This window comes from Rhodococcus sp. NPDC077669, from assembly GCF_040686915.1.
Lineage (GTDB): Bacteria > Actinomycetota > Actinomycetes > Mycobacteriales > Mycobacteriaceae > Rhodococcoides > Rhodococcoides fascians.
Window position 1 is genome coordinate 267,393 of sequence record NZ_JBFBMD010000004.1, and the last position, 15,278, is coordinate 282,670.

The 15,278-nt window shown below is 65.1% G+C and carries 15 protein-coding genes; 6 read left to right on the top strand and 9 right to left on the bottom strand.

The window, feature by feature from the left end; genetic code table 11:
* Positions 1–957, top strand: coding sequence for a Ku protein (locus AB0P23_RS07410; RefSeq protein ID WP_206497533.1), 957 nt, complete (start codon positions 1–3; stop codon positions 955–957).
* A gap of 21 nt (positions 958–978) precedes the next feature.
* Here AB0P23_RS07410 and AB0P23_RS07415 read toward each other — a convergent pair whose 3' ends face one another.
* The 7 genes from AB0P23_RS07415 to AB0P23_RS07445 are packed head-to-tail and all read right to left on the bottom strand — an operon-like array spanning position 979 to position 7,517.
* Complete coding sequence (locus tag AB0P23_RS07415) at positions 979–1,359, bottom strand: metal-sulfur cluster assembly factor (RefSeq protein ID WP_027497026.1); 381 nt, start codon at positions 1,357–1,359, stop codon at positions 979–981.
* Positions 1,356–1,853, bottom strand: a complete 498-nt coding sequence (gene sufU, locus AB0P23_RS07420) for a Fe-S cluster assembly sulfur transfer protein SufU (RefSeq protein ID WP_027497025.1) — start codon at positions 1,851–1,853, stop codon at positions 1,356–1,358. The genes AB0P23_RS07415 and sufU overlap by 4 nt, the downstream gene beginning before the upstream one ends.
* Positions 1,853–3,145: a cysteine desulfurase gene (locus tag AB0P23_RS07425; RefSeq protein WP_032372457.1), complete on the bottom strand. Its 1,293-nt coding sequence runs from the start codon at positions 3,143–3,145 to the stop codon at positions 1,853–1,855. Before AB0P23_RS07425 ends, sufU begins: the two co-directional genes overlap by 1 nt.
* Before the next feature lie 2 nt (positions 3,146–3,147).
* Entirely contained in the window at positions 3,148–3,924 is a 777-nt protein-coding gene (sufC, locus tag AB0P23_RS07430; RefSeq protein ID WP_027497023.1) for a Fe-S cluster assembly ATPase SufC, read from the bottom strand.
* Positions 3,925–3,963: 39 nt separating this feature from the next.
* Positions 3,964–5,169 (bottom strand): Fe-S cluster assembly protein SufD, encoded by a 1,206-nt coding sequence (gene sufD / locus AB0P23_RS07435; RefSeq protein ID WP_206497595.1) that lies wholly within the window; start codon positions 5,167–5,169, stop codon positions 3,964–3,966.
* 24 nt (positions 5,170–5,193) lie between these two features.
* Positions 5,194–6,639, bottom strand: coding sequence for a Fe-S cluster assembly protein SufB (gene sufB, locus AB0P23_RS07440; protein ID WP_027497021.1), 1,446 nt, complete (start codon positions 6,637–6,639; stop codon positions 5,194–5,196).
* Positions 6,636–7,517 (bottom strand): metalloregulator ArsR/SmtB family transcription factor, encoded by an 882-nt coding sequence (locus AB0P23_RS07445; RefSeq protein ID WP_032391608.1) that lies wholly within the window; start codon positions 7,515–7,517, stop codon positions 6,636–6,638. Before AB0P23_RS07445 ends, sufB begins: the two co-directional genes overlap by 4 nt.
* 217 nt (positions 7,518–7,734) lie before the next feature.
* On the opposite strand from AB0P23_RS07445, the gene mptB reads away from it, so the two are divergent.
* From mptB to AB0P23_RS07465, 4 genes are all read left to right on the top strand, one after another.
* Positions 7,735–9,393 (top strand): polyprenol phosphomannose-dependent alpha 1,6 mannosyltransferase MptB, encoded by a 1,659-nt coding sequence (mptB, locus tag AB0P23_RS07450; RefSeq protein WP_239536226.1) that lies wholly within the window; start codon positions 7,735–7,737, stop codon positions 9,391–9,393.
* Positions 9,390–10,334, top strand: coding sequence for an ABC transporter ATP-binding protein (locus tag AB0P23_RS07455; protein ID WP_032365765.1), 945 nt, complete (start codon positions 9,390–9,392; stop codon positions 10,332–10,334). Before mptB ends, AB0P23_RS07455 begins: the two co-directional genes overlap by 4 nt.
* Positions 10,331–11,131 (top strand): ABC transporter permease, encoded by an 801-nt coding sequence (locus tag AB0P23_RS07460; RefSeq protein WP_032382065.1) that lies wholly within the window; start codon positions 10,331–10,333, stop codon positions 11,129–11,131. Before AB0P23_RS07455 ends, AB0P23_RS07460 begins: the two co-directional genes overlap by 4 nt.
* 67 nt (positions 11,132–11,198) lie before the next feature.
* On the top strand, positions 11,199–12,203 hold the full coding sequence (locus AB0P23_RS07465) for a heme A synthase (RefSeq protein ID WP_206497531.1): 1,005 nt from the start codon (positions 11,199–11,201) through the stop codon (positions 12,201–12,203).
* 190 nt (positions 12,204–12,393) lie between these two features.
* On the opposite strand, the gene AB0P23_RS07470 is transcribed toward AB0P23_RS07465, so the two are convergent.
* Positions 12,394–12,768, bottom strand: a complete 375-nt coding sequence (locus tag AB0P23_RS07470) for a hypothetical protein (protein ID WP_027497017.1) — start codon at positions 12,766–12,768, stop codon at positions 12,394–12,396.
* Between the two features lie 135 nt (positions 12,769–12,903).
* Between AB0P23_RS07470 and AB0P23_RS07475 the strand changes: the two genes are divergently transcribed.
* The gene (locus AB0P23_RS07475) at positions 12,904–13,869 is read left to right on the top strand and encodes a quinone oxidoreductase (RefSeq protein ID WP_363797150.1); all 966 of its coding nucleotides are present in this window, start codon (positions 12,904–12,906) and stop codon (positions 13,867–13,869) included.
* A 28-nt stretch (positions 13,870–13,897) separates the two neighbouring features.
* On the opposite strand, the gene AB0P23_RS07480 is transcribed toward AB0P23_RS07475, so the two are convergent.
* Positions 13,898–14,902, bottom strand: a complete 1,005-nt coding sequence (locus AB0P23_RS07480; RefSeq protein WP_027497015.1) for a heme o synthase — start codon at positions 14,900–14,902, stop codon at positions 13,898–13,900.
* Positions 14,903–15,278 lie beyond the last annotated feature (376 nt).

A 15,278-nucleotide genomic window follows, 5' to 3' on the forward strand; every position in this document is an offset into this window, starting at 1 on the left:
ATGCGCAGCATTTGGAAAGGCTCGATCGCCTTCGGACTCGTCAACGTTCCGGTGAAGGTCTACTCGGCCACCGAGCAACACGACATCCGGTTTCATCAAGTGCACGCAAAGGACGGCGGACGAATCAAGTACGACCGCATCTGCCAGGAATGCGGAAAATCGGTCCAGTTCGCCGACATCGACAAGGCGTACGACTCGCCCGACGGCGAGCGCGTGATCCTCACCGACGACGACTTCGACAAACTCCCCGCTGCCGAGAAGCACGAGATCCCCGTTCTCGAATTCGTTCCGACCGAGCAGATCGATCCGATCCTCTACGACAAGAGTTACTTCCTGGAGCCCGACTCGTCGTCGCCCAAGGCGTACGTACTGCTGCGAGAGACGCTGGAAGAAACCGAACGCACCGCGCTCGTCCATTTCACGCTGCGACAGAAGACGCGGCTGGCCGCCTTGAGGGTCCGTGACAACGTGCTGGTCATCCAGACTCTGCTGTGGCCGGACGAGGTACGAGCCGCAGAATTCCCGTCGCTCGACGACGCCCCGTCGGCGCGCCCGCAAGAAGTAAAGATGGCGACGTCGCTCGTCGAGAGCATGTCCTCGGAATTCGATCCGACGGAGTACACCGACGACTACCAGATCGAACTGCGCAAACTGATCGACGAGACACTGGCGAACGGTGGCGAGAAGGTCATCCACACCGAGGCCGAATCACAGGACGACGGCGAGGACGCAGAGGTCGTGGATCTGGTCGCCGCCCTCCAGCGCAGCGTCGAGGCCGCGGGAAAGAACGCGAAGTCGGGGTCCGATTCGTCGACATCATCATCGTCGAAATCTTCGTCGTCGAAGACACCGGCCAAGAAGACCACCGCGCGAAAGACGCCGGCAAAGAAGGCTCCGGCCAAGAAGGCCGCAGCGAAGAAGGCTGCCCCGTCCACCGACGAAGCGAAGGGTGCGTGACGGGGCAGCCGGACCGGACCGTCAGACGGTGAAGCCGAGGGCCCGAAGCTGCTCGCGTCCGTCGTCGGTGATCTTGTCCGGTCCCCACGGCGGCATCCAGACCCAGTTGATCTTGAGGTCGGCGGCGAGCCCACTGCGCACGAGCGCACCACGGGCCTGATCCTCGATGACGTCCGTCAACGGGCAGGCCGCCGATGTCAGTGTCATGTCGACGGTGACGATGTCCTCGGCGTCGATCTTGATGTCGTAGACCAAACCGAGATCGACGACATTGATTCCCAGCTCGGGGTCGACGACGTCGCGCATCGCTTCTTCGAGGTCCTCGAGCACCTTGATCTCGTCGGCGGTGAGTTCCACCGGCGTCGTCGTCACAGCCGGTGTGGTCTCTGTTGCGTCGGTCATGATTGCTGTCCTCCGGAAAGTGCCGACTGGGCGGTCTCGCCCGTCGTAGCTGTCGTATCTGCGTCCACTACTTGAACAACCGCATCCTTGAAAGCCATCCAACCCAGCAAGGCGCATTTCACGCGAGCCGGATACTTGGCCACACCGGCGAACGCAATGCCGTCGCCGATGACGTCTTCGTCTCCCTCGACGGTACCTCTGCTGCCGACCATCTCGCTGAACGAATCCACGGTCTTCAGGGCGTCCTGAACTGACAAGCCGACCACCTGATCGGTCAGCACCGACGTGGCGGCTTGGCTGATCGAGCAACCCTGGCCGTCGTACGAGACGTCCGCAACGGTGCCGTTGTCGACGTGAACCCGCAGAGTGACCTCGTCGCCGCAGGTGGGATTGACGTGGTGCACCTCGGCACCGAACGGCTCGCGCAGTCCACGACCGTGCGGATGCTTGTAGTGATCGAGGATCACTTCCTGGTACATCTGTTCCATTCGCATCAGGCGTGTCCCTCCTCACCATTGCGGTCGGTGCCGAAGAACGATTGCGCGCGACGAATCGCGTTTGCGAGCACCTGCACTTCCTCGACCGTGTTGTACAACGCGAAAGACGCCCGCGCGGTCGCTGCCACTCCGAAGCGCCGATGCAGTGGCCACGCGCAATGATGACCGACGCGAATGGCGACGCCTTCGTCGTCGAGAATCTGCCCCAGGTCGTGTGCGTGGATACCGTCGACGACGAACGACACTGCCGAACCTCGATCGACGTTCTCCGTCGGGCCGATGACTCGAACGCCGTCGATCTTTGCGAACTCGGCGAGAGTGGCTGCGACCAAAGTCTTTTCGTGAGCTGCCACGGCGTCGATACCGATGTTGTCGAGGTACCGCACGGCGGCACCGAGCCCGATGACCTGCGACGTCATGGGCACACCGGCCTCGAAGCGTTGCGGCGGAGGCGCGAACGTCGTCTTCTCCATCGTGACCGTCTCGATCATCGATCCGCCGGTGATGAACGGTGGCATCGCATCGAGCAGCGCGGCCTTGCCGTACAACACTCCGACACCCGAGGGTCCCAGCATCTTGTGGCCGGAGAACGCTGCGTAGTCGACGTCGAGGTCGTGGAAATCGACCTTCATGTGGGGCACGGATTGGCACGCGTCGAGAACGACGAGCGCGCCGACAGCTCGGGCGCGACGCACCAACTCCTCGACGGGAGCGACGGCACCGGTCACGTTCGACTGGTGGGTGAACGCGACGACCTTCACCGCGGACGACAATTCCAGCGAGTCGAGGTCGATTCGACCGTCGTCGGTCACCCCGTACCACCGCAGAGTTGCGCCGGTACGGGCCGCAAGCTCTTGCCACGGAACGAGATTGGCGTGGTGTTCGAGTTCGGTGACGACGATCTCGTCACCGGGTCCGAGATGACGATCGAAGCGCTGATCGGCCAACACGTACGTCACGAGGTTGAGCGACTCGGTTGCGTTCTTGGTGAAGACGATCTCGTCGACGTCTGCACCGACGAACGCGGCGATATCCGCCCTGGCTCCCTCGTACGCGTCGGTGGCTTCCTCGGCCAGCTGATGCGCCCCGCGGTGCACCGCCGCGTTACAGGTGGTGAGGAACTCGCGTTCGGCGTCGAGTACCTGCACCGGCCGCTGCGAGGTTGCGCCGGAATCCAGATACACCAACGGCTTTCCGTCGCGGACGGTGCGCGAGAGGATAGGAAAATCGCGGCGAACGGTAGCGACATCGAACGATGTCGCTACCGCCACAGCTGCCGGTGCAGCCATACTCATGCTCCGGTGGTCGCGGCCTGCGTGTAGCCGGCGTAGCCGTTGGCCTCGAGCTCGTCGGCCAGCTCGGCGCCGCCGGACTTGACGATCTCACCGTTGACGAAGACGTGCACGAAGTCGGGCTTGATGTAGCGAAGAATACGGGTGTAGTGCGTGATCAGCAGCACTCCCCCGTCTTCACGCTCCTTGTACTTGTTCACGCCCTCGGACACCACGCGCAAAGCGTCGACGTCGAGGCCGGAATCGGTCTCGTCGAGGATGGCGATCTTCGGCTTGAGCAGTCCCAGCTGCAGGATCTCGTGACGCTTCTTCTCGCCGCCGGAGAAACCCTCGTTGACGTTGCGCTCGAGGAAGTTCGCCTCGATTTCGAGCTCGCTCATGGCGGTTTTGGCTTCCTTGACCCAGTGCCGCAGCTTGGGGGCTTCGCCGCGCACGGCGGTGGCGGCGGTGCGCAGGAAGTTCGACATCGACACTCCGGGCACCTCCACCGGGTACTGCATCGCCAGGAACAGACCTGCGCGGGCGCGCTCGTCGACGCTCATCTCGAGAACGTCTTCACCGTCGAGGGTGATGGTGCCGGAGGTGACGGTGTACTTCGGGTGGCCGGCAATGGCGTACGACAAGGTGGACTTGCCGGAGCCGTTGGGCCCCATGATCGCGTGCGTCTCGCCGGACTTCACGGTCAGGTCGACACCTTTGAGGATGTCGATCGGCTCGGCGGACGAGTCGGTGTTGGCGACGCTGACGTGCAGATCGCGGATTTCGAGTGTGGACATCAAAGTTCCTTTGTGCAGTCGAGAAAGGTTCGGTTGGGCCTACGCGCCGACGACGGCGAGCTCGGTCTCGATGGCAGCATCGAGACGCTCGCGTACGGCGGGGACCGGAATCTTGTCGATGATTTCGTGGAAGAAGCCGCGGACGACCAGTCGGCGGGCCACCTCCTCCGAGATGCCGCGAGCACGCAGGTAGAACAGCTGCTCGTCGTCGAATCGGCCGGTAGCACTGGCGTGCCCTGCTCCGACGATCTCGCCGGTTTCGATTTCCAGGTTCGGTACCGAATCGGCGCGAGCGCCGTCGGTGAGCACGAGATTTCGGTTCAGTTCGTACGTCTCGGTGCCCTCGGCCTCGGCGCGGATGAGAACGTCGCCGATCCATACGGTGTGTGCGTCGACGGTGCCGGGTCCGGTTTCACCCTGGAGCGCGCCCTTGTACATCACGTTCGACTTGCAATGCGGAGCCGAATGGTCGACGAGCAACCGCTGCTCGAGGTGCTGACCGGCGTCGGCGAAGTACACACCGAGCATGTTCGCGTCACCGCCGGGCGCGCTGTAGCGCACGGTCGGGCTGATGCGCACCAAGTCGCCGCCGAGGCTGACGTTGTAGTGGCGCAACACCGAGTCACGACCGAGCAGGGCGTGGTGGGCGGCCACGTGCACCGCGTCCGACTGCCAGTCCTGGATCAGCACGACGTGCAACTGCGAGCTGTCACCCAGCACGAACTCGACGTTCTCGGCGTACGTGCCGCTGCCGCGCTGATCGATCACCACGGTGGCGCGAGCGAACGTGCCGAGGCGAATCTGCACGTGTCCGTAGGCGACGTGGTCGACGCCCGGTCCGTCGATGGTGATCTCGATCGGCTCCGCTACCTCGACCTCGTTGGGAATGCTGACGATCGTGGCCTCGGTGAAGGCCGAATATGCCTGTGCAGCAATCCGATCGGCAGGCACGCCGGCCTTCCCGAGTCGATCGTCGTCGCGTCCCACGGTCTCCACGACCACCTGGTCCGCAGCCCCGACGGTGACCTGAGCGGTCCCGTCGGCGACTGCCGAACCGTCGTGCAGGCCGCGAAGGCGACGCAGCGGCGTGAAGCGCCACATTTCGTCGCGGCCCGACGGCACCTCGAACGCGTTCACGTCGTACGACGTGAATTGAGCGCCCTTGTTGGCGACGAGCTTCGACTTGTCTTCCTTGGCGGAATCGGGGTTCTCGGATGCCGGGTTTTCCGATGCCACGGCACCCATGACTCCGGTGAGGGGGTTGTTCACTTATCCGACCGACCCTTCCATCTGCAACTCGATGAGCCGGTTGAGCTCGAGCGCGTACTCCATCGGCAGTTCGCGAGCAATGGGCTCGACGAATCCGCGGACGACCATGGCCATCGCTTCGTCCTCGGTCATGCCGCGGCTCATCAGGTAGAACAACTGATCGTCGCTGACCTTCGAGACAGTGGCCTCGTGACCCATCGACACGTCGTCCTCACGGATGTCGACGTACGGGTAGGTGTCGGACCGACTGATCGTGTCGACCAGTAGGGCGTCGCACTTGACCGTCGAACGCGAGCCGTGCGCGCCCTTGTTGATCTGGATCAGACCGCGGTAGGACGTCCGTCCACCGCCACGGGCGACGGACTTGCTGACGATGTTCGACGACGTGTGCGGTGCCAGGTGCAGCATCTTGGAACCGGTGTCCTGGTGCTGATCGGGCCCTGCGAACGCGACCGAGAGAACCTCGCCCTTGGCGTATTCGCCGGTCATCCACACAGCCGGGTACTTCATGGTGACCTTGGAGCCGATGTTGCCGTCGACCCACTCCATCGTTGCGCCTGCTTCAGCCTTGGCGCGCTTGGTGACCAGGTTGTAGACGTTGTTCGACCAGTTCTGAATGGTCGTGTACCGGCAACGACCACCCTTCTTGACGATGATCTCGACCACGGCGGAGTGCAGCGAATCGGACTTGTAGATCGGCGCGGTGCAGCCCTCGACGTAGTGCACGTAGGCACCCTCGTCGACGATGATCAGCGTGCGCTCGAACTGGCCCATGTTCTCGGTGTTGATCCGGAAGTAGGCCTGCAGCGGGATGTCGACGTGCACGCCCGGCGGGATGTAGATGAACGATCCACCGGACCACACTGCGGTGTTCAACGCAGAGAACTTGTTGTCGCCCGCGGGGATGACGGTGCCGAAGTACTCGCGGAACAGCTCCGGCTGCTCCTTGAGTGCGGTGTCGGTGTCGAGGAACAACACACCCTGCGCCTCGAGGTCCTCACGGATCGAGTGGTAGACGACCTCGGACTCGTACTGAGCTGCGACACCGGAGACCAGGCGCTGCTTCTCGGCTTCGGGGATGCCGAGCTTGTCGTACGTGTTCTTGATGTCCTCGGGCAGATCGTCCCACGTAGCGGCCTGCTTCTCGCTGGACCGCACGAAGTACTTGATGTTGTCGAAGTCGATGCCGTCCAGGTCGGAACCCCAGTTGGGCATGGGCTTGCGGTCGAAGGTCTTGAGAGCCTTCAGACGGGCTTCGAGCATCCACTCGGGCTCGCTCTTCTTGGCCGAGATGTCACGGACGACAGCCTCGGACAAGCCGCGCTTGGCGCTCGCGCCGGCCACGTCGGAATCGGCCCAGCCGTATCCGTAGGTGCCGAGCGATGCGATGGTCTCGTCCTGAGTCAGCGGCGCGGCGGGTGTCACCTGGTCTGGTGTGACGGTCATGCGGGCTCCTTCCGGAGGCGTGTGCGTTCTCCGACACGGGGCTGCGTGTCGGACGTCATCTTGTGTGAACTATCTGTCGATACGTCGGTACCGGATCGACCGCTCCTCGATCGCGTCGAGGTGAGCGGTACGTGTGTGGTGCAAGCGCAGTTGCCGTTCGCAATGGTGGCAAGACGCTGCACATGCGTGCCGAGGATCTCGGCGAACGCTGCTTGTTCGGCCTCGCACAGCTCGGGAAACTCTGCTGCGACGTGCGACACCGGGCAATGGTGTTGGCAGATCTGCACTCCGTTGCCGACTTGCCGCGTGGTGGCCGAGAATCCCGCCGCACTGAACGCGTCGGCAATTCTTCCCGCCGCCGTTTCCACGGCATGTGCGTCGGAACCGGTCGCGGGTTCGACGTCGGCAACGATGGTGTTGACGCGTTGCCGCGCGAACGTCTCGATGGCGTCGTTGCCACCGATCTTGCGCAGCTGCCGCATGGCGGCTCCGGCCAGATCGTCGTAGGTGTGGCCCAGCCGATTGCGGCCGGCTGCCGTGAGCTGAAAATGCTTGGCCGGTCGCCCGCGTCCACGCTGACGTGCTCCCGCCGGGGTGGTGATCCTGGCCTCGCCTGCATCGATGAGCGCATCGAGGTGGCGCCGGACACCGGCCGCGCTCAATCCCAGGCGAGTGCCGATATCGGACGCGGTGATGGGGCCTTCTTCGAGCAGTAGGGTGACCACTGCGCCCCGCGTCTGCCCCTCGGGGGCCGATGCCGGTCGCACCGACGACGCGCCTGCTCCGGCGGTCGATGGATCGACGCTTTCCGGACGCACGAGCGAGCTCTCGGTTGTTTTCACAACACCAGTGTGACGGAATTGTTTCACCTGGTCCAGCAAGGGTGCCCTATCCCTCAGGTGAATCCGAGCCGGGCGACGAAGGCCGCGGAGTCCGGAGGACCGGGTGAATCGCGCCATGGCACACAGCTACGCTCCCACTGTGCCATCGACCGAGAGTGAGCAGAGTTCCGAGAACTCGCCTTCCGCGACCGGTGCCAGCTCGTCCCCCGATCCCGAGAACCCCGAATCCACGCGCGGCACGCTGCTGCACAGGATGATTCTCACCCCTGCTCGGCGCGTGTTCGGCCTGGAACCGACCCCACCGGGTGCCGGTGTCGCCACGTTGCACGGCGACGAGCCGGAGGCACCCGGTCTCGATCCCGCCGAGACCGTTCAGCTACGCAACATTCGCCGTTTCGGAGCCGCGGGCGCGCTGCTGATGGCGATCGGCGCGCTCGGCGCGGGTGCGCAGCCGGTACTGCAGAACCCGATCGCGGGCGTCCGGTTACTGAGCCTGCCGTCGCGCATGGCCACGTCGGCTCTGACGGTGACCATGACGGGAACCGTCGTCGTGGTCCTCGCGTGGCTACTGCTCGGCAGGTTCGCGTTGGGGCGGACGCGATCGGGCGCGACTCCTCGCCGCCTGTCACGATCGCAGATGGACCGAACTCTGCTGCTGTGGATCCTGCCGCTGAGCGTCGCACCGCCTATGTTCTCGCGCGACGTCTACTCCTACCTGGCCCAGAGCGAGATCACGGCCCGCGGTCTCGACCCCTACGAGATCGGCCCCGTGGATGCACTGGGGGCCGACAACGTCCTGACCCGGACGGTGCCCAACATCTGGCGAGAGACTCCGGCACCCTACGGTCCGCTGTTCCTGTGGATGGGGCGCGGGATCACGTACTTGACCGGCGAGAACATCGTCGCCGGCATTTTCCTGCACCGACTGCTCGCCTTGGCGGGAGTCGCGCTGATCGTCTGGGCGCTGCCGCGTCTCGCACGCCGCTGCGGGGTCGCGTCGGTCACGGCACTGTGGCTCGGTGCCGCGAACCCGCTGTTGCTGTTCCACCTGGTCGCCGGAATTCACAACGAGGCCCTGATGATCGGGCTCATGCTCGCGGGTACCGAATTGGCGCTGCGCGCGATCGAGCGCCCGGGTGCGTTGCGCAGCACCGATATCGCGTTCCTCATCGGTGGAGCGGGTGTGATCGCACTCTCGTCGACGATCAAGATCCCGTCGCTGATAGCGCTGGGGTTCGTCGGAATGGCGCTGTCGAGACGGTGGGGCGGCACTCTGAGATCGGTCGTCTACGCTGCGCTGCTGCTCGGCACGATCGCCGTCGCCGTCCAAGTCGTCGTGAGCCTCGGCAGCGGACTCGGATTCGGATGGATCCACACTCTGGGTACCGCGGGGGTGGTGCGCAGCTGGATGTCGATTCCCACGATTCTCGGCTTGGCCACCGGATTCGTCGGCGTGCTGCTCGGCCTCGGCGATCACACCACCGCTGTGTTGAGTCTCACTCGGCCGATCGCAGCCGTCGTCGCCGGCGTCATCGTCATCCGCATGCTGGTCGCTGTTCTGAGGGGTCGACTGCACTCGGTGGGAGCGCTGGGGGTGGCGCTGGGAGCAGTGGTTCTGCTGTTCCCGGTAGTCCAGCCCTGGTACCTGCTGTGGGCGGTGATCCCGCTGGCAGCATGGGCCACCACTCCGTCCTTCCGGCGTCCCGCCATTGCCTTCTCGTCCTTGGTCAGCGTGATCCTCATGCCGAACGGCAGCGAATACCAGCCGTTCCAGATCGTGCAGGCCGCAGTGATGACCATCCTGACCATCGTCGTGTTGTATCTGCTGACACGGAACCGGCTGCCGTGGCCCACGCGCAGCGGACCACCGGCACCCGAGCGGCACACCGACGAATACGCTGAGTCCTCGTGATCTCCGGGACGTCGAATGCGGCGCAACCTGTCGTGCAGTTGACCGACGTGCGCAAGTCCTACGACGGCACCACCGCCGTCGACGGACTGAGCCTGAGCATCGGTGCGGGTGAAGTTCTCGCGCTGCTCGGCCCGAACGGTGCCGGAAAGACCACCACCGTCGAGATGTGCGAAGGCTTCGTCGTACCCGACAGCGGCACGGTCAGAATCCTCGGCCTCGACCCCATCGCCGAGTCCGCCCAGCTCCGACCCCGCATCGGCGTCATGCTGCAGGGCGGCGGTGCCTACCCGGGGTCCAAGGCGGGCGAAATGCTCGAGCTCGTCGCCTCGTACTCGGCCGACCCTCTCGACACGACGTGGCTGCTCGACTGTCTGGGCCTGACCTCGGCGGTCCGCACACCCTATCGACGGTTGTCCGGTGGCCAGCAGCAGCGACTGGCGTTGGCCTGTGCCATCGTCGGCCGCCCCGAGTTGGTGTTTCTCGACGAACCGACAGCCGGACTCGACGCCCAGGCCCGACTGCTGGTGTGGGAATTGATCGACGCACTTCGACGGGACGGCGTCGGCGTTCTACTGACCACACATCTGATGGACGAGGCCGAGCAGCTGGCGGATCGGTTGACGATCATCGACAACGGTCGCGTCGTCGCCTCCGGATCCCCGTCCGAGCTCACCAAGCAGGGAGCCGAGGGACAGTTGCGCTTCTCCGCTCCCCCCGGTCTCGATCTGTCCCTGCTCGACGCGGCCCTGCCCTCCGGTTACGTACCGTCGGAGACGTCACCGGGGTCGTACGTCGTCACCGGAGTGATCGAACCGCAGATCCTGGTGGTCGTCACCTCCTGGTGCGCACAGCAGAACGTGTTGGCGACGGAGTTGCAGGTCGATCAGCGGCGGCTCGAGGACGTCTTCCTCGAACTGACCGGCAGAGAATTGAGGATGTGACGGTGCGCAGAGAAGCCCGGCTCGCCGACAACCGTTTCGAGACAGGACTGTTCGCGCCGCGCCCACAGCCGGCGTCGGCCGCTCGGATGCTGTTCGCGCAGTCGCGTCTCGAGCTGAAGTTGTTGCTGCGCAACGGTGAGCAGCTGCTGCTGACGATGTTCATTCCGATCACGCTGTTGATCGGACTCACCCTGCTGCCGTTCGGTGAGCTCGGCGACGACCGCGTCGCGCGGGTCGTGCCGGCTGTGATGATGGTGGCCATCATGTCGACGGCATTCACCGGACAGGCGATTGCCGTCGGGTTCGATCGTCGCTACGGCGCCCTCAAGAGACTCGGTGCCACGCCACTCCCACGGTGGGGAATCATCGGCGGCAAGTCGGTAGCCGTCGTGATCGTGGTGATCATGCAGTCGGTTCTGCTGGGCTCGATCGGCGTCGCCCTCGGCTGGCGACCGAGTGCGGCAGGCCTGCTGCTCGGGGCGGTCGTCATCGCTTTGGGAACGGTGACGTTCGCCTCGATGGGGTTGCTGCTCGGCGGCACCCTGCGGGCGGAGATCGTGTTGGCATTGGCCAACGTCGCCTGGTTCGTGATGCTCGGGATCGGCAGCGCGGTGTTCGTCGACGACCAGATTCCGCAGGGCCTGCAGAACGTCGCACGGATAGTCCCGTCCGGCGCACTCGGCGAGGCGCTCAACCGCGGTGTGGCCTCGTCGTTCGACCTCTTCGGGGTCGCCGTGCTGCTCGTCTGGGCTGCGGTCTGCGGCACTCTCGCGGTCCGAACCTTCAAATTCACCTGAGCGAGGCTTTCCGCCGGTCGCTCTACCCAACGACGCTGTGTAGTTGATCGGCGTTTACCATCGTGGAGTGCCCTACCTCCTACGGAAGCTCTACGGCGTGTTCCTGCGCCTCGTGGCCTATCTGCCCCTGCCCTCGCTGCGGGTACAGCGGGTGCTGGCATTCATCGCCATCCTCACCCAGGGCGGCATAGCCGTCACCGGTGCGGTGGTTCGAGTGACCGGCTCCGGGCTCGGGTGCCCCACCTGGCCACAGTGCTTCCCCGGAAGCTTCACGCCGGTCGGAGTATCCGAGGTTCCGGTGCTGCATCAGGCCGTCGAGTTCGGTAATCGACTGCTCACCTTCGTGGTGGTCATCGCCGCTGCGGCCGTCGTTCTCGCTGTCACTCGCGCGGCCCGGCGGCGCGAGGTGTTGCTCTTCGCGTGGTTCATGCCGCTGGGAACCGTCGTGCAGGCCGTCATCGGTGGCTTCACCGTGTTGACCGGCCTGCTGTGGTGGACAGTGGCCATTCACCTCGTGGTGTCGATGGCAATGGTCTGGCTGGCTACCCTGCTGTTCGTCAAGGTGGGTGAAACCGACGCCGCGCCGAAGTCGTTGCCCACCGTCCCCGCCGCGCTACGCGGGCTCACTGCTCTGTCCGGCGTCGCGCTGACCGGCGTACTGATCGCCGGGACGATGGTGACCGGTGCCGGCCCGCACGCCGGCGACAAGAGCATCGACGAGCCGGTACCGCGCCTGGGCATCGAGATCGTCACGCTGGTGCACGCCCACTCGCAATTCCTGGTCGGGTATCTCGCGCTGCTCGTCGGGCTCGGTTTCGCCCTGTACGCGGTCGGAGCGCCGACTGCCGTCAAGCAGCGGCTGCACGTTCTGGTGGCGATCGTGCTGGCCCAGTCCCTGATCGGCCTGGTGCAGTACTTCACGGGCGTTCCCGCAGTACTCGTCGCGTTCCACGTTGCCGGTGCCGGTGCCTGCACGGCTGCCACGGCTGCGCTGTGGGCATCGTGCAGAACACGCGGTCCTGCGGTTGCCGATCGGGAAGCCGACGTGGACAGGGTCGCCGCAGCGTCCTGAGGCCCGGCAGTCTTCGGGTGTCGGCTCCTCAGCCGGCTCGACACGCGGGTGTCCGAGCACAGCAGTTTCGAATCACAGCGGAGGGGCAGCCGACCTCCCCCTCAGATGGCCGACTGCCCCTTCACTGACTTCGACGCATCGGACCGCGAGACGGTTCCCGTCGAGTCGAAAAAACTTTGCGGCTCTCGTCCTACCCGACGATGGCCTGGTTGCGGGCCTTGGGGAACTTCTTCTGCCGAGCGACCCAGCCGGCCATCTTCTCGTAATGGCCCGGTGCCGGATTGACCGAACTGACCAGTTCGCGGTCCCACTCCGCCTCGGTCAGTTCGTCGAACCTGGCGACGATCGCGTGTGCGACCGCTGTGGACGGAACCACCTGATCTCCGAGCACTCCGTCTGCGCCGACCAGTGTGAGCCGGGTTCCGGCCCGACCGATGGGTTGGATCACCACACTTGCCGAGTTGCCGTGATCGGCGAGGAAAGCCTTCACAGCCGCGAGAGTTCCCTTCGGAACCTCGTTGGACGTGTCCTTCTCGTTGCCCGCACTGTCGATTTCGGTAGCCATGCAGACACGATACCGAGGTCGTCCACCGTGGCGGCATCGGCCCGCCGAATCGCTACTGATCGGTAACTTGTCGCACCGGTCGTGGAAGCGTGCCTCCGCCCTCGAACTCACATCGCTCCCGTGTAGAACAGGGATATGCGTGCCATTCGAGTAGACAACACCGGCGGACCCGAGATCATGGTCGTCGTGGACGTGCCCATTCCCGAGCCCGGACCGGGGCAGGTTCTCGTGCGCGTCGACGCCATCGGGATCAACTACATCGACACCTACTTCCGCCGCGGCCTGTATCCACGGTCCCTGCCCTACATCCCCGGCGACGAGGGTTCCGGAGTTGTCCACGAGGCCGGTCCTGACGTCACCGCGTTCGCTCCTGGGGACCGTATCGCCTGGGCGGCCGCGCCGGGTAGCTATGCCGAGTTCGTCGTCGTGGACGCCTCGTCCGCCATATCCGTTCCCGACGGCGTTCCGGCCGATCAGGCGGCGTCGGCGCTGCTCCAGGGCATGACTGCGCATTACCTGATCGAGTCCACCTACCCGGCGCGCAGCGGCGACACGGTCCTCGTGCACGCGGGTGCGGGAGGCGTCGGACTACTGCTGACCCAGATGGCGGTCGGAAAGGGCGTACGGGTCATCACGACGGTGTCCACCGATGCCAAAGCAGAGCGGTCGACCCAGGCCGGTGCCGCCCACGTACTGCGGTACGACGACGACGTTGCGGCCCAGGTCCGCGAACTCACCGGCGGCGAGGGCGTCCATGCCGTCTACGACGGTGTCGGAGCCGACACGTTCGAGGCCAGTCTGGCGTCGCTGCGCATCAGAGGCACGCTGGCCCTGTTCGGTGCTGCGAGCGGACCGGTACCGCCGTTCGACCCACAACGGCTCAACGGGGCCGGATCGGTGTTTCTGACCAGGCCCACGCTGGCGCATCACATACGGGACCGAGCCGAGCTCGAATGGCGTGCGGGCGATGTGTTCGAGGCGTTGTCGAGCGGCGCTCTGACGGTCGAGGTCGGCGCTCGCTACGCGCTCGAAGATGTCGCGCAGGCACATATGGACCTGGAAGGACGTAAGACGACCGGTTCGATCGTTCTCGTCCCCTGATCGGGTGCAGATGTGAGGAGGCGCTCGCTCAGGAGACCAGCTGGGCGAGCGTCTGCCAGCCGAGGACAGAGTCGACGGCGAGGCCGCAGAACACCAGCGCCAGGTATTCGTTGGACAGGATGAACAGCTTGAGAGGCTTGACCGGTGTTCCAGCCCGCACGCCCGCGTACAGGCGATGCGCCACGACGAGGAACCAGATTCCCGATGCCACCGCGATCACCGCGTAGACGACGCCGGAGCCCGGGGCCAGTGCCAACGTCGCAGCAACCGTGGCCCACGCGTAGAGCACGATGTGCTTGGTCACCTTGGTCTCCGACGCGACGGCAGGAAGCATCGGGACGTTGGCCGCCTGGTAGTCCTCCTTGTAGCGAAGCATCAAGGCCCACGTGTGCGGCGGTGTCCACAGGAAGATGACGAGGAACATCACCAGCGCCTGCCAGCCGATCGTGCCGGTGACGGCGGACCAGCCGATCATGACCGGCATACAGCCGGCGGCACCGCCCCACACCACGTTCTGCGAAGTTCGGCGCTTGAGCACCAGGGTGTAGACGAAGATGTAGAAGCAGATCGTGACGACGGCCAGCACGCCGCTGAGGAGGTTGGTCGTCGCCCAGAGCCAGAAGAACGAGAACACCCCGAGGACCAAACCGAACACCAGTGCGTGCGACACAGGCATCGCGCCGCGGGCCAACGGCCGCTTCTCGGTGCGCTTCATCACCTTGTCGATGTCTGCGTCGACCACCATGTTCAAGGTGTTCGCGCTCGCCGCGGCCAGCATTCCACCGAACAGTGTGGTGAGAATCAGCCACGGGTCCACGTGACCGCGATCTGCCAGCAGCATCGCGGGAATGGTCGTGACGAGAAGTAGTTCGATGACCCGAGGCTTCGTCAGCGCGACATAGGCCAGGAAGAGAGCCCACGCTCTGCGCGGCGCCGACGCCGGCGCGGCGTGTTCGGTGTCGCCCTGGTCGTCTGCTCCGAATCCGGGGCCGCCGGCGAAACCGTGTCCGCCCGGCTGCTGCCCAATTCGCACTGCGTCTCCTCGCACGACTGTCGTTCTCTGGCGCTCGGCCACTTGCCACGCGCCGTCGGGCACGCGGGTTCGTTCCTGGCGGCCGACCGATCCTGGGAGAACCCTCACGAGGACCTCGGCCACCGACGCGCACGCGGATGGTCCCGGTTCGGAAATTGCCCCCGGGAGCCGTCGAGCATGCGCCTACTACAGACGATGGTAGACGGCGGGGTTTGCACGTCCAATTCGCAGGGCACCCAAACCGAAGAACGATGCGGCGACGCCACACACGTTCGTGCTCCGACGGGGGAAGGCACGACAGTAGCGTCGGTCGGAACTAGGCTGGTGGGGGACGTCCTTCGGCATCGACTACGTTCGCGCCTCACGCAGGCGCTGT